The organism is Salinirussus salinus (assembly GCF_009831455.1).
Lineage (GTDB): Archaea > Halobacteriota > Halobacteria > Halobacteriales > Haloarculaceae > Salinirussus > Salinirussus salinus.
Genome location: NZ_WOWO01000001.1, coordinates 490,725 through 504,657, shown reverse-complemented (window position 1 = coordinate 504,657; position 13,933 = coordinate 490,725). Strand labels below are relative to the sequence as shown.

The following is a 13,933-nucleotide window of genomic DNA, read 5'->3' as shown; positions in this document are numbered from 1 at the left end:
GCCCCGACTGCCGGGTCCGTCGCCGCCGTCGGCACCGTCACCGTCCGCGACGGGCTTTTGCTCGCCGCGCCCGAACCCGCGGCGATGACAGTCACCTACGACGGCCTCACGGTGGAGTGGCTCGGCTACGCGACCGTCCGGCTCGAGGGCGCCCGGGTCGTCTACCTCGACCCCGGGCGCTACGGCGTCCTGACCGGCGAGTGGGAACCCGACAGCCCGGCAGCCGCCGGCGCGCACCCGTCGGGCCGGGATTACCGGCCCGGGGACGCCGACCTCGTCTGTCTCTCGCACGTCCACCACTACGACGACGGCGGTCTCGAGCGCGTCTCCGGCGACGGGACGACAGTCCTTGCCTTCGAGGGCATCGATCCGCGGGACAGCGGGCGCGACCTCCCGCGGCTGTCCGAGTTGCCCTACGACGTGCGGGAGGTTTCGATGGAGGACGACGCCGTGGCCGCCGACCTGCCGGTCTGGACCGTCCCGGCGTACAACGAGCCCGGCGGCCCCCACACGACCGCCGACGGGGCCCCTTTCCACCCGGAGGGACTGGGCTGTGGCTTTCTCGTTTCCTTCGAGGGCACGACCGCGTTCTGGCCCGGAGACACTGACGTGCTGGAGGGACACGCCGAACTGGACGTGGACGTGTTCCTCCCGCCCATCGGCGGCGCGTTCACGATGGACCGTCGCGAGGCAGCCGCCCTCGCGGAGCGCCTGGACCCGGAGCTGGTCGTGCCGATTCACTACAACACCTTCGAGGCGCTGGAGACGGACTCGGCGGCCTTCGCAGAGGACTGCCGCGAGCGCGGCCTCGAAGTGGCACTCGACGAGGGCGGCGAGTAGCCCGGGGGTCAGATGACGCCCATCTCGTCCAGCCGTTCGGGGAGGTAGGTGTCGGTCACGAAGTCCAGGCCGCGGGAGGCCAGCGACTGCTGTTCGGATTTCTTCTCGATGTCGAGTTGCAACTCGATCTGCTCCTCCCAGAAGTCGGTCTGGAACCGCGGGTCCTCCAGTTCCGACTCCAGGGCGTTGACGTCCGAGTCGGAGAGCGGGTCGGTCGGGAGGTCGTACTCGACGATGTCCTCCGGCCGGATGCCGACGAAGTCCGCCTCGGGGGTGGCGAGATACTCCGAGAGGTGGGCGGACTTGATCGAGCCGTAGGCCACCGAGCCGTAGATCCGGTAACTCCAGGGGTCGCCGTCGGTGAAGACGACCACCGGTAAGTCGAGTTCGTCGCGCAGCCGCTTGGTGAGCCGGCGGGTCGCGCGGGCGGGCTGGCCCTTCAGGTGGACGACCAGCGCGTCCATCTCGTCGTCGAAGCCGTTCTCGACCAGCCGGTCGCGCATGCCGCCGGTCTCCACACAGAGGACGAACTCGGCGTCCGAATCCAGAAAGTCGATGGTGTCGGGGTTGTTGGGGATCTGGTAGCCGCCCTCGCCGACGTCCTCCTGGCAGTGGATCTCCCGCTCGCCCCGGCGGGTCTGCTCGCGCAGCAGGAGCGGCCCCATCACGGTCGCGCCCGACTCCTCGGGGCGCATGTGGAAGTCCTCGCGGGTCGCCCCCGAGACGATCTCGAGGTCCTCGATGAGGTCGTTGGACTCGTCCTGGCTGGAGAACTGGGCCTCGTCGAGGTCCCAGGATTCGGAGAGGTAGTACAGCTCCCGCAGCGTCGACGAGCGGCCCTCCTCGAGCTGTCGGCTGAGGAAGTCGATGGTGTAGACGGCCTTCAGCAGCTTCTGGGCGCCCCGGATCGAGTTCGCCGACCGCGTGGAGTGGCGGTCGCCGTAGACCCACACCTTCTTTTCGGGGTCGTACTCGATGTTGGATTTCGTGCGGGTGGGGACGTCCATGCTCGGGACTGTCCCGGACGCGAACTGGTCGTAGAACTGTGCCGCGAGGTCGACGAGCTGTTCGCGGGCTCGCTGCTCGTCCTCGGTCAGGGTGGGGGTGTCGGTGCTCATTGTCGGGTGTCGACAGTCAGTTTCTCGTCCTCGATGCCCTCGACTGAGAGGTCACACTCCGCATCGCCGTCGAGGTCGTACGCCAGGGTGGCCTCCCCGCCGCCCGGCACATCGGGCGACCACTTCAGGAAGTACTCGCCGTCCATCTCGACGACGGTCGGGTCGCCGCCGTCGGCGTTTCCGTCCGCGTCCGTCCCGTTCAGGTCGGGCTCGGCGGTGACGATGTCGGTCAGCTCCAGCTCGGCACCGGCGTCGGTGTTGTTCTCGACGGTCAGCCGGACCTGTCCGTCCTCGCGCTCGCGCTCAACGAGGACGTTGTTCATGATCCGGGCCATCGTGTCGTCGATGTTCAGCGCCGGCCGACCCGTGACTTCGGAGAGCTTCTCGGCCATCTCCGGGAGGATGGTGGCCAGCTTGTCCTGTTTCTCCCGGCGCTGTTGCATCGAGCGGCGCTTGTTCAGGAAACTCTTCAGCTCGCGGGCGGCCTCCCGCACCGCGAGTTCGATCTCGTGTTCGATCTCCGGGACGTTCGCCACGGCGTCCTTGGATTCGCTGGTGAAGGGGACGTTCGTGGAGGCGACGTGGACCATGACCACTGCGGGGCCGTTCGGGATCCCCGACCCCCCGGGCTGGTCAAGCCCGTAGTTGCGCCAGTTGATCCCCTTGACCACGTCCGTCGTCGCACACGCGCCGCGCTGGTAGACCAGCGGGACCCGGTTGGCAAAGCGCATCACCTCGGCGGCCCCGTCGTCGGGGATGTCGCCGCCGTAGGCCAGCCCGGCCTCGACGATGAAGGGGTCGCCGCCGTGGACCGAGGCGTCCCGGGTCGCCGCGGCATAGAAATCGGCGTCGAACTCCTTGCGGAGCCCCGCCTCGACGAGCTCCTCGGTGATCGGGGCCAGACAGCCCGTCGGCGGGGCGATGATGTCCGTCTCGCGCATCGCCTCCAGGAGCTCGGAGGCGGTGTCGCGGTCGCTGGCGACGGCGTGGACCCGGGGCGGGTCGTCGGGTACCCGCTCGCAGGCCGCCCAGAGTTCGTCGACAACCTTCCCGCGGGCGGTCTCGCCGAACGTCGCGTCGTCGTGTTCCTCGGTCATCTCCGCGGCCCGTCGCACGTACTCGGCCAGTTCGTCGCGGGTGACGCGGTGGCGGCTCTCGCCGTCAGCGTCGTCCCCTTCGCCGCCCTCGAACTTCGCGGCCAGGCGCTCGGCCAGTCCCTGGATGGCCGCGTCGTCCTTCCGGTCGGTCGTGGCCGCGTCCACGAGCGCGTACACGTCCGGGACGCGCTCGGCAGTCACTGCCGCCCAGGCAGCCGCCACGGCTTTCTGCCGGACCGTGTCGCCGAAGGTCGTGTCGTACGCCTCGGCGACGGTGTCGGCCGCCTCCGCGACCGCCGCGACGACCTGGTGGTGGGCGACCCGGTCACGTCCGCCAAGGTCCTCGGACACGCGGGCGGCGAAGTCGGCGGTCGCCTCCTTGCCCTTGTTGGCGACTGCCTCCCGGACGGCGGCTTCGATGTCCTCGTTCTCGTGACTCTGTGGTGGCCGCCAGGTCATCTCGCGGCCGAAGTGGCGGTCGTTGAAGTTCGCGATCACCGAGTCGGCGGTCTTGCCGCCGACGCGGGTAAACTCCCCCTGCAGGAAGCCGGAGATGGAGTAGGAGTCCGTCGCCTCGGCCATCTTGATCAGCGTCCCCAGTTCCACGCCGTGGGGGTGGGGGCGGATCTCCTCGGTTTCCGCGGGGAGCTGGTCGGTCGCCCGCTCGTACTTGAACTCGGCGCTGGGCTCCCGGAGTTCGATGCGGGCGTGGGGGTTCACCACGGCGGTGTGTTTGACGTAGTCGTGGAGCTGCTGGCGGGCCCGCATGTTCCCCTCCATCTCCAGCTCGATCCGGGTGCCGTGAGGGCGGTCCCAGGCGGTCGTGGAGGACTCGCTGATCTCGGGCTCGTTGTCGTCGGTGTCGACGATCAGCTCGAAGTACTGGGCCTCCTCGCTCCCCCGGGTCCGGGAGGTGATCTTCGCGGGCTTGCCGGAGGTCAGCTGCGAGTAGAGGACCGCCGCGGAGATCCCGATGCCCTGCTGACCGCGGTTCTGCTCGCGCTTGTGAAATCGGCTGCCGTACAGCAGCTTACCGAAGACCTTCGGGATCTGGTCTTCGGTGATCCCGGGACCGTTGTCCTCGATGACGAGCGTGTAGTAGTCCCCCGATTCCTTGATCTCGACGTAGATGTCCGGGAGAATGTCGGCTTCCTCACAGGCGTCGAGGCTGTTGTCGACCCCCTCCTTGACCGCGGTGACGAGCGCCCGGGCCCCCGAGTCGAACCCGAGCATGTGCTTGTTCTTCTCGAAGAACTCGGCGATGGAGATGGCGCGCTGGCTCTCGGCCAGCTCCTCGGCGATCCCCTCGTCCTCGCCGAGCGTCGACTGGAAAGACATTTGGCGCCCGTTCGCGGCGGGCGATTATAAGCCGTGCGCTACCGCGGTGAAAGTGGTCGGGGCCGGCGGCCGGAGCGGTCACCCGCGGCCGGCGTATCGCGCACATACGCGCGCTCGCGTGCGAGGGTTTTAAGGGAGCGACCCTACTAACAACAGTAGATTCTATGTCAGAGGAGTCTCCGGAGTACGGAGCGGACTCTATTCAGGCTCTGGAGGGGCTTGAGGCGGTCCGCAAGCGACCCGCGATGTACATCGGGTCGACCGACAGCCGCGGGTTGCACCACCTCGTCTACGAGGTGGTCGACAACGCCATCGACGAGGCGCTGGCCGGCCACTGCGACGAGATAGAGGTGGCCATCCACGAGGACGACTCGGTGTCGGTCGTCGACGACGGCCGCGGGATCCCCGTCGACACCCACGCCGAGTACGACCGACCGGCGCTGGAGGTGGTGATGACCGTCCTGCACGCCGGCGGGAAGTTCGACAACAAGTCCTACCAGGTCTCCGGCGGGCTCCACGGGGTCGGCGTTTCCGTGGTCAACGCCCTCTCGAAGTGGCTGGAGGTGACGGTCAAACGCGACGGGGCCGTCTGGCACCAGCGCTTCGACCACGGCGACCCCGAGTTCGACCTCGAGCGCGAACGCGAGATGCGCCCCGGCGAGGAGACCGGCACGGAGCTGCGCTTCTGGCCCGACGACGCCATCTTCGAGACCACTGACTTCGTCTTCTCGACGCTCGAGTCCCGGCTGCGGGAGCTTGCCTTCCTCAACTCCGGGGTCGCGATCACGCTCCGCGACGAGCGCGACGGGAGCGAGACCACCTTCGAGTACGAGGGCGGCATCAGGGAGTTCGTCGCCTACCTCAACGAGACCAAGAGCCCGCTGCACGGGGAGGTGATCTACTTCGACACCGAGGAGTCGGTCGGCGAGGGAGTCGTCGAGGTGGAGGTGGCGATGCAGGCCACCGACGAGCTCCAGGGCTCGCTGCACGCCTTCGCGAACAACATCAACACCCGGGAGGGAGGAACCCACCTCACCGGCTTCAAGACCGCCCTGACGCGAGTGGTCAACGACTACGCCGCCGACCACGACCTCCTGCGGGACCTGGACGACACCCTCAAAGGCGAGGATATCCGCGAGGGGCTCACGGCGGTGCTGTCGGTCAAACACCCGGACCCGCAGTTCGAGGGCCAGACCAAGACCAAACTCGGCAACAGCGAGGTCCGGGGGATCGTCGAGTCGGCCGTCCACGAGCATCTGGGCACCTACTTCGAGGAGCACCCCGACACCGCCGAGACCATCGTGGGGAAGGCCGTCGAGGCCGCCAAGGCACGCAAGGCCGCCAAGAAAGCCGAGGAACTCACCCGTCGGAAGTCCGCCCTCGAATCGACTGCCCTTCCGGGAAAGCTGGCGGATTGCCAGACCCGGGACCCGGGCGAGTCCGAGCTGTTCGTCGTGGAGGGCGACTCGGCGGGCGGCTCGGCGAAGCAGGGGCGGAACCCCGAGTTCCAGGCGATCCTCCCGATCCGCGGGAAGATCCTCAACGTCGAGAAACACCGGCTGGACCGCATCCTCGAGAACAACGAGATCCGCAACCTCATCACGGCGCTGGGGACCGGCATCGGCGACGAGTTCGACATCGAGGAGGCCCGCTACGAGAACATCATCTTCATGACCGACGCCGACGTCGACGGCGCCCACATCCGGACGCTCCTGCTGACGCTGTTCTATCGACACATGCGCCCGCTGCTGGAGGCGGGCTACGTCTACGCTGCCCAGCCACCGCTGTACCGGATCCGGTACCGTGGGGAGACCTACGACGCGATGACCGAGGCCGAGCGCGACGAGATCATCGCCGAGAAATGCAACGGCAACCCGGACCAGGTCCAGCGGTTCAAGGGGCTTGGGGAGATGAACCCCCAGCAGCTGTGGGACACGACGATGAACCCCGAGACCCGGTATCTCAAGCAGGTCACCGTCGAGGACGCCGCCGCGGCCGACCGGATGTTCTCCGTGCTGATGGGTGACGCCGTCGAGCCCCGCAAGGAGTTCATCAAGGAGCACTCCCCGGAGGCGGAGTGGGTGGACATATGAGCTCGGACCTGCCCGAGGAGATCCCCGAGGCGGCCCCCGCAGCCCACGTCGAGCGGGTTCGCATCGAGGACGAGATGGAGCAGTCCTACATCGACTACGCGATGAGCGTCATCGCGGGCCGGGCGCTGCCCGACGTCCGGGACGGACTCAAGCCCGTCCACCGGCGGATCCTGTACGCGATGTCCGAGATGGGAGTGACGTCGGGCTCTGCCCACCGCAAGTCCTCCTCGGTCGTCGGCGAGACGATGGGGGATTACCACCCCCACGGCGACTCCGCGATCTACGACACGCTGGTGCGGATGGCCCAGGACTTCTCGATGCGGTATCCGCTGATCGACGGGCAGGGCAACTTCGGGTCGATGGACGGCGACCCGGCGGCGGCGATGCGCTACACGGAGGCCCGGATGTCCGCCATCGCGGAGGAGCTCCTGACCGACATCGAGAAGGACACGGTAGACTTCCAGGCCAACTACGACGACCGGCTGACCGAGCCCGAGGTGCTCCCGGCGCGGTTCCCGAACCTGCTCGTGAACGGCTCCTCGGGGATCGCGGTCGGCATGTCCACCAACATCCCGCCACACAACCTCGGCGAGGTGGTCGACGCAACGGTCCACCTCATCGACAACCCCGACTGCGGGATAGAGGACCTGATGGGTCACATCAAGGGACCCGACTTCCCGACCGGCGGGAACATCGTCGGCAGCGACGCCATCTACTCGGCGTACACCACGGGACGGGGCCGCCTGCGGGTGCGCGCGGAGTACGACATCCAGCCCGAGGAGGGGCGGATCGTCGTCACGGAGCTGCCCTACCAGGAGAACAAGGCCCGCGTCGTCGAGCGGATCGCCGAGGACGTCAACGACGGCACCATCGAGGGCGTGGCGGACCTGCGCGACGAGTCCGACCGCAACGGCGTCCGGGTGGTCATCGAACTCAAGCGCGGGGCCAACGCGGACGTCGTCGAGAACCAGCTGCTCGAACACCACCTCGAATCCACGTTCGGGGTGACGAACATCGCCCTCGTGGACGGCCAGCCCGAGGTACTCGACCTGAAGGAGACCCTCGAGGAGTACGTCGCCCACCGCAGAGAGGTCGTCCGCCGGCGCTCCGAGCACGACCTCGCGGAAGCCGAGGACCGTGCCCACATCCTCGAGGGGCGGCTGCAGGCCTTAGAGCAGGTCGAGGACGTCGTCGAGACCATCCGGAACAGCGACGACCGCTCGGCGGCCATCGAGGCGCTGGGGGCCGACTACGACCTCTCGGAGGCCCAGGCCGAACACATCGTCCGGATGCAGCTGGGGTCGCTGACGTCGATGGAGGAAGCCGAGATCGCCGAGGAATACGAGGAGGTCCAGGAGACCATCGACTACCTCGAATCCGTCCTGGCCGACGAGGAGAAACTGCTCGGCGTGATCAAAGAGGAGCTCCGGGAGGTCAAGGCAGAGTACGCCGACGAGCGCCGGACGGCCATCCTGGAGGCGGAGGGCCAGGTCACCCACGAGGACCTGATCCCCGAGGAGGACTGTCTGGTGGTCGTCACCGAGCAGGACTACATCAAGCGGATGCCCGCCGACACCTTCGACCCTCAAAATCGTGGCGGCAAGGGGATCATCGGCGGCGACCCCAAGGAGGGCGACCGCGTCTCGAAGGTCTTCCGCGCCAACAGCCACGACTACCTGCTGTGTTTCACCAACCGCGGGCAGGTCTACCGGCTGAAGACCTACGAGGTCCCCGAGATGTCCCGCACCGCGCGCGGCAAGTCGGCAGTCAACCTCATCGACCTCGACGACGGCGAGGAGGTGACGGCGGTCGTCAGCACCGACGAGTTCGACGCCGAGGAGTGTATCACGATGGTCACCCGGCAGGGCTACGTCAAGCGAACCTCCTGCGGGGAGTTCGAGAACATCCTCTCGACGGGGATCATCGCCGCCAGCCTCGACGACGGCGACGAGCTGGTCGACGTCGAGGTCACCGACGGGAGCCGCGACCTGGTCATCGCCACCGAGGCCGGCATGACGATCCGCTTCGACGAGAGCGAGGTCCGGGAGATGGGTCGGAACGCCCGCGGCGTCCGCGGGATCGAGCTCCGGGACGGTGACCACGTGGCCGCGATGGTCGCCACGGGCGACGCCGACCAGCGGGCGCTGCTGACGGTCACGGAACGGGGCTACGGCAAGCGCACGCCGCTCTCCGAGTACCGCCCCCAGTCGCGGTACGGCATGGGCCTGGTCGACATCAAGACCGGCGGGCGAAACGGCCCCGTCACGACCGCCAAGGCCGTCGAGGCCGAGGACCACATCGTCGTGATGAGCGAGCGCGGACAGGTGATGCGGTGTCCCGTCGAGGACATCTCGACGGTCGGGCGCAACACGAAGGGCGTGAAGGTGATGGAAGTCGAGGAGGGCGACGCCGTGGCGAGCGTGACGGTCCTGCCAGCCGGGGACGCGTCGGAGGAGACAGAAGACGGCTCCGGGGAGTGAGGGCGACGCCCGGCCGGACCGCCACCGGTCGCGTGCTATCGCTCGTCACTACTAGTTTATTATCCTACACGTCGTCGCTCCATCCGCTATGAGTTCATCCACCGAGAGTCAGCCGGTCCGGCGCGGCGAGGCGGGAGGACCCCGCCTCCTCGACGGCGCCGTCACCTGGCTCGTCTCGCTGTTGCTCGTCCTCGGCGGACTGGCGTTCGCGTTCGCCGGTACCCTCTTCACGCAGGTCGCCTCGGGCTCCTGGGTGGCCAGGATGGTCGCCGAGGGGCGGCTCCAGTCGACCGAGCTGACCGCCGCGGAACTGACGGACGTCACCAACGCCCTGCTCTGGTGGGGTGGCGCGGGCCTGGTCGTCGTCGGGCTGGCGATGGTCGTCGCCGGCGTCGGCTTCCTGGTCGTCCGCCGGCGGACGCGGGCCGCACGAGGGGACGGGAGTCCCGACACCGTGACCAGCGCGGTCGTCGGTGCCGTGGTCACCGTCCTGACCGCGTTCGTCCCGCTGTCGCCGGTGCTGGGCGGCGCGGCCGCCGCCTACCTGCGGAAGGGTGACCGCGAAACGGCCCTCCGCGTGGGCGCCCTCGCCGGGCTCGTCGCCGCGGTCCCGGTCGTCGTGCTCTTCGCGTTCCTGGTCGGCGGCTTCGCCGTCGTGGCCTCGGAACTCGCGCTCGGGGCCGTCACCGGGATCGTCGTGCTCGCGCTGGTGTTCTCGCTGTTCGTGGCCGTCCTCTACACGGTCGGGCTGAGCGCGCTCGGCGGATACCTCGCGTCGGGGCTGGCCGGCCCCGCCGCGGACGACGAGCACGGACAGCAGCCGGCGACCTGAGCCGGCCGGCTGCTGGATCGAGGGGAACGACCCGTGTCGTGTTTTCCGGAGTGTTACAGCGTCCGCTGACCCAGGACGCTGGCCGCGAGTTCGACCGCGAGTTCGGCGGTCCGGTTGTGCCGGTCGAGGATCGGGTTGACCTCCACGAGCTCGACGGCACCGAGGTCACCGGCGGCGCGCTCGTGGACCAGCTCCATCGCGGTGTGAGCCTCGCGGTAGGTGATGCCGCCGCGGACGGGCGTCCCCACGCCGGGGGCCTCGTTGGGGTCCAGCGCGTCCAGGTCGAGGCTGACCTGCAGCGCGTCCCCGCCGGTCGCGACGTCGATGGCCCGCCGCATCACCGCCGCGATGCCGCGTTCGTCGATGTCGGCGACGGGGAAGACGGTCACACCGCTGTCGCGCAGCCGCTCGCGCTCGCGGCCGTCCAGATCCCTGACGCCGACCATCGCGACGTTCTCTGGGTCGACGCCGGCGTCCGCCCACGCCTCGTTCGCGAAGGGGCCGTCCCCGAGGATCGCCGCCAGGGCCATCCCGTGGATGTTGCCACTCGGGGTCGTCGCGGGGACGTTGAAGTCGCCGTGGGCGTCGACCCACAGCACGCCCGGGTCGCCGTCCCGGGCCAGGCCGTTCGCCGTCCCGATGGCGACGGTGTGGTCCCCGCCGAGCACCAGCGGGAGTTCCCCGTCCTGGACTGTGGCGGTGACGGCTGCGGCAACGTCCTCACAGACTCCGGCGGTCGCCCGGAGGTATTTCGCGCGGCCGCCGCCGAAGTCGTGGTCGGCTTCGGCGGTCTCGGGGCGGGGAACAGCGATGTCGCCGCCGTCGGCGCAGGCCAGTCCCAGCCCCTCGAGCTCCCCGGCCAGCCCGGCGTAGCGGATCGCCGAGGGTCCCATGTCCACCCCGCGGCGGTCGGCGCCCAGGTCCATGGGAGCGCCGACGACGCGGACGGTCCGGTCCCTGCGGTCCATACCCGTGCGTGTTCGGGCGGAGATAAAGACGCTGTCGGCGGTCTCGGCCCGCGGGCCGCCGTGTCCCGCTACGTGTACTGCGCACAGACCCGCCGGATCCCCTCCTCGAAGTCGATCTCGGGGGTCCAGCCGGTCGCCTCGCTGACCTTCGAGTAGTCGGCGCAGGTGTCGTGGACGTAGACGTCCTCGGGGATCGGGTTCTCGACGTACTCGGGCTCGACGTCGGTCCCCAGCTCCTCGTTGATCCGGTCGACGACCGTGTTGAAGGAGTACGCCTCGCCGGTGCCGAGGTTGTACACCCCGTTGAGCCGCTCGTCGGCGACGCGTTCCGCGCCGCGGGCGATATCGGAGACGTGGGTGAAATCCCGGGTCTGGGTGCCGTCGCCGTACAGTTCGGGCGGGCGGCCGTGGGCGATGTCGTCGGCGAACTGTGCGATGACGTTCGCGTACTCGCCTTTGTGTTCCTCGCTGCCGCCGTAGCCCTGGTACACCGAGAAGAAGCGGAGGCCGGCGACGTCCAGCCCGTAGTGGTTCCGGAAGTACTCCCCGTAGCGCTCGCGGGCCAGCTTCGAGGCCTCGTAGCCGGTGTTCACGGTGACGGGCATGTCCTCCGGGGAGGGGTCGGTTCGGGAGCCGTAGATGGAGGAGGTGGAGGCGTAGACGACCCGCTCACAGCCGTCCCGGCGGGCCTGGTCGACGGTGTTGACAAAGCCCTCGACGTTCACCCGGGCACCCCGGGTGGGGTCGTCCTCGTGCATCGCGTAGGAGGAGAGCGCGGCGAGGTGGAAGACCACGTCCACGTCGGTCGGGAGGTCGTCGTCGAGGACGCTCGCCTCGACGAACTCGACGCCGTCGTCGAGGTTTGCCGGCGTCCCCAGGTAGCGGTCGTCGACGGCGACGACGTCGTTGTCGGCGGCGAGGCGGTTGGCGAGCGCGGAGCCGATGAAGCCCGCACCCCCGGTGACGAGCACGCGAGCACCCTGCATGGTCACAGGAACCGGCGGACGCGACAAGAGCGTTCGGGTCCCGGCTCCGGATAGCGCAACGGACCGGGGCCGCCCGTATCGGGAGCGGAGGTCGCGGGCAGGTCGGGTGTGGCTGGGCCGGCGTAGCCGGGTGGATGAGCGCCGCCTGAAACCGCCGGACTCGACGGGCTCGGTCGGCTCACCGCCGGGTTTAAGGAATCGAACAGCGAACGGTACGTTATGTCATCCATCGAACTCACGCCGAGCCAGCAGAACATCCTCCAGGAGCTGGTCAATCTCTACCAGGACGACGAGACCGCGGTGAAGGGTGAGGCCATCGCCGACCAGGTCGACCGCAACCCCGGGACGATCCGCAACCAGATGCAGAGCCTGAAGGCCCTCCAGCTGGTCGAAGGAGTACCCGGGCCGAAAGGTGGCTACAAGCCGACAGCGAAAGCCTACGACGCGTTGCAGATCCAGGACCTGGACCACGCCGCGGACGTCCCCCTCTTTCACGACGGCGAACTCGTCGAGGAGGCCAACGTCGAGGAGATCGACCTGACGAGCGTCCACCACCCCGAAGCCTGCCGCGCGGAGGTCAAGCTCCGCGGGTCGGTCGGGAACTTCCACGAGGGCGACAAGGTGACCGTCGGGCCGACACCGCTCTCGAAGCTCCAGATCATCGGCACCCTCGAGGGGAAAGACGACACCAACAACGTGCTCATCCTGACGATCGACGACATGCAGGCGCCCGTCGAGGAGCCCGCCCACTGAACCGGGCCGGTCGGGCGGAGCGGCGCCGACCGCCCGCGTGGGTCGGTACCACGCCCCCCGGGCCCGGGATTCCGTAGGGTTTGTATCGCCACATCCCAAGTCGACGGTATGACAGAGCAGGTCGTCGTGCTCGGTTCGGGGTATGGCGGGGCCGGGGCGGTCAAGAGCCTCCAGTCCGCACTCGACGGTGAGGCCGAGGTCACCTGGGTGTCCGACGTCGACCACCACCTCGTCCTCCACGAGTCCCACCGCTGTATCCGCGACCCGAGCATCAAGGAGAAAGTCGCCATCCCCATCGAGGAGATCAAGTCCCCCGCCACCGAGTTCATCCAGGGACGGGCCGTCGACGTCGAGGTCGACGAGCGGACCGTCCACCTCGAGGACGGAACGACGCTCGACTACGACTACGTGCTGGTGGCGATCGGCTCGCGGACCGCCTTCTTCGGCATCGAGGGCCTGAAGGAGTACGCCCACACGCTCAAGTGTCTCGACGACGCGCTGGGGATCCACGAGGACCTGGAGCGAGCCGCCGAGGAAGCGACCCCCGAGGACCCCGCTCAGGTGGTCGTCGGCGGTGCGGGCCTCTCGGGCATCCAGACTGCCGGCGAGGTCGCCGAGTACCGCGACGAGCACGGCGTCCCGGTCGACGTCCACCTCGTCGAGGGGCTGGACGAGGTCTTCCCCGGCAATGACCCCAGCGTCCAGAACGCCCTGCGCAGACGCCTGGAAGCCCGGGACGTCGAGATCATGACCGGCGAGTTCATCGGCGAGGTCGACGAGGACACCGTCTACATCGGCGAAGATACCGAACTCCCCTACGACGTGCTGGTCTGGACCGGCGGGATCACCGGCCGAGAGGCCGCGGAGAACTGCGAGGTCGACCAGGACGAGCGCTCCCACCGGCTCCACGCCCGGCAGGACTTCCAGACCGACAACGAGCGGGTGTTCGCGCTCGGGGACGCCGCCCTGGTCGACCAGCCCGGCGACGAGGAGGCTCCGCCGACCGCCCAGGCCGCCTGGCAGGCCGCCGAGGTCGCCGGCAAGAACATCGCCCGCGCCATCCGCGGCCAGCCGCTCGCGAAGTGGACCCACAAGGACAAGGGGACGGTCATCTCCGTCGGCGAGTCCGCCGTCGCCCACGACGTGTTCATCGTCCCGTTCGTCGACACCTTCGGCGGCTTCCCCGCGAAGTTCCTCAAGAAAGCGATCGCCGCACGCTGGATCCGCGACGTCTCCTCGACCGGCCGGGCGCTGTCGGCCTGGTCGGACATGTGACGACTACTTTTTTGCGCCTCGGGTGGCTCGCGCCGCTCGCCACCGCTCGGCGCAAAAAACATAGTGAAAAAAGCCGGACGCTCGGTCGCAGCGCTCCCTCGCGTCCGGGGTCCTCGTGAGCGCCGCGAACGAGGGCTCGTCAGAGCAAGCTCT

Annotated in this window: 10 protein-coding genes; 6 read left to right on the top strand and 4 right to left on the bottom strand. The window is 68.7% G+C overall.

Annotated features, from left to right (window positions below):
• The first annotated feature begins 84 nt into the window (after positions 1–84).
• A complete protein-coding gene (locus GN153_RS02515; protein WP_159899441.1) occupies positions 85–840 on the top strand; it encodes an MBL fold metallo-hydrolase in 756 nt (251 codons plus the stop codon).
• Positions 841–848: 8 nt separating this feature from the next.
• On the opposite strand, the gene GN153_RS02510 is transcribed toward GN153_RS02515, so the two are convergent.
• Together GN153_RS02510 and GN153_RS02505 are read right to left on the bottom strand one after the other, a co-directional pair.
• Positions 849–1,958: a DNA topoisomerase IV subunit A gene (locus GN153_RS02510; protein WP_159899439.1), complete on the bottom strand. Its 1,110-nt coding sequence runs from the start codon at positions 1,956–1,958 to the stop codon at positions 849–851.
• Positions 1,955–4,393, bottom strand: a complete 2,439-nt coding sequence (locus GN153_RS02505) for a DNA topoisomerase VI subunit B (protein ID WP_159899437.1) — start codon at positions 4,391–4,393, stop codon at positions 1,955–1,957. The genes GN153_RS02510 and GN153_RS02505 overlap by 4 nt, the downstream gene beginning before the upstream one ends.
• Before the next feature lie 164 nt (positions 4,394–4,557).
• Here GN153_RS02505 and gyrB point away from each other — a divergent pair, with 164 nt between their 5' ends.
• From gyrB to GN153_RS17625, 3 genes are all read left to right on the top strand, one after another.
• A complete protein-coding gene (gyrB, locus tag GN153_RS02500; protein WP_159899435.1) occupies positions 4,558–6,486 on the top strand; it encodes a DNA topoisomerase (ATP-hydrolyzing) subunit B in 1,929 nt (642 codons plus the stop codon).
• Positions 6,483–8,966: a DNA gyrase subunit A gene (gene gyrA / locus GN153_RS02495; RefSeq protein ID WP_159899433.1), complete on the top strand. Its 2,484-nt coding sequence runs from the start codon at positions 6,483–6,485 to the stop codon at positions 8,964–8,966. The genes gyrB and gyrA overlap by 4 nt, the downstream gene beginning before the upstream one ends.
• Positions 8,967–9,054: 88 nt before the next feature.
• On the top strand, positions 9,055–9,798 hold the full coding sequence (locus GN153_RS17625) for a DUF5518 domain-containing protein (protein ID WP_236544738.1): 744 nt from the start codon (positions 9,055–9,057) through the stop codon (positions 9,796–9,798).
• Between the two features lie 53 nt (positions 9,799–9,851).
• Here GN153_RS17625 and rocF read toward each other — a convergent pair whose 3' ends face one another.
• Together rocF and GN153_RS02480 are read right to left on the bottom strand one after the other, a co-directional pair.
• Entirely contained in the window at positions 9,852–10,766 is a 915-nt protein-coding gene (rocF, locus tag GN153_RS02485; protein ID WP_159899431.1) for an arginase, read from the bottom strand.
• A 68-nt stretch (positions 10,767–10,834) separates the two neighbouring features.
• Positions 10,835–11,752, bottom strand: a complete 918-nt coding sequence (locus tag GN153_RS02480; protein ID WP_159899429.1) for an NAD-dependent epimerase/dehydratase family protein — start codon at positions 11,750–11,752, stop codon at positions 10,835–10,837.
• A 219-nt stretch (positions 11,753–11,971) separates the two neighbouring features.
• On the opposite strand from GN153_RS02480, the gene GN153_RS02475 reads away from it, so the two are divergent.
• Both GN153_RS02475 and GN153_RS02470 read left to right on the top strand, forming a co-directional pair.
• Positions 11,972–12,505, top strand: a complete 534-nt coding sequence (locus GN153_RS02475) for an HTH domain-containing protein (RefSeq protein WP_159899427.1) — start codon at positions 11,972–11,974, stop codon at positions 12,503–12,505.
• A gap of 108 nt (positions 12,506–12,613) precedes the next feature.
• Complete coding sequence (locus tag GN153_RS02470; RefSeq protein WP_159899425.1) at positions 12,614–13,780, top strand: NAD(P)/FAD-dependent oxidoreductase; 1,167 nt, start codon at positions 12,614–12,616, stop codon at positions 13,778–13,780.
• Positions 13,781–13,933: the final 153 nt, after the last annotated feature.

What these genes read in the sequence shown, in the direction of transcription:
- GN153_RS02515 (WP_159899441.1), top strand. Translation starts at nt 85, where the DNA reads ATGACAGTCACCTACGACGGCCTCACGGTGGAGTGGCTCGGCTACGCG.
- GN153_RS02510 (WP_159899439.1), bottom strand. Translation starts at nt 1,958, where the DNA reads ATGAGCACCGACACCCCCACCCTGACCGAGGACGAGCAGCGAGCCCGC.
- GN153_RS02505 (WP_159899437.1), bottom strand. Translation starts at nt 4,393, where the DNA reads ATGTCTTTCCAGTCGACGCTCGGCGAGGACGAGGGGATCGCCGAGGAG.
- gyrB (WP_159899435.1), top strand. Translation starts at nt 4,558, where the DNA reads ATGTCAGAGGAGTCTCCGGAGTACGGAGCGGACTCTATTCAGGCTCTG.
- gyrA (WP_159899433.1), top strand. Translation starts at nt 6,483, where the DNA reads ATGAGCTCGGACCTGCCCGAGGAGATCCCCGAGGCGGCCCCCGCAGCC.
- GN153_RS17625 (WP_236544738.1), top strand. Translation starts at nt 9,055, where the DNA reads ATGAGTTCATCCACCGAGAGTCAGCCGGTCCGGCGCGGCGAGGCGGGA.
- rocF (WP_159899431.1), bottom strand. Translation starts at nt 10,766, where the DNA reads ATGGACCGCAGGGACCGGACCGTCCGCGTCGTCGGCGCTCCCATGGAC.
- GN153_RS02480 (WP_159899429.1), bottom strand. Translation starts at nt 11,752, where the DNA reads ATGCAGGGTGCTCGCGTGCTCGTCACCGGGGGTGCGGGCTTCATCGGC.
- GN153_RS02475 (WP_159899427.1), top strand. Translation starts at nt 11,972, where the DNA reads ATGTCATCCATCGAACTCACGCCGAGCCAGCAGAACATCCTCCAGGAG.
- GN153_RS02470 (WP_159899425.1), top strand. Translation starts at nt 12,614, where the DNA reads ATGACAGAGCAGGTCGTCGTGCTCGGTTCGGGGTATGGCGGGGCCGGG.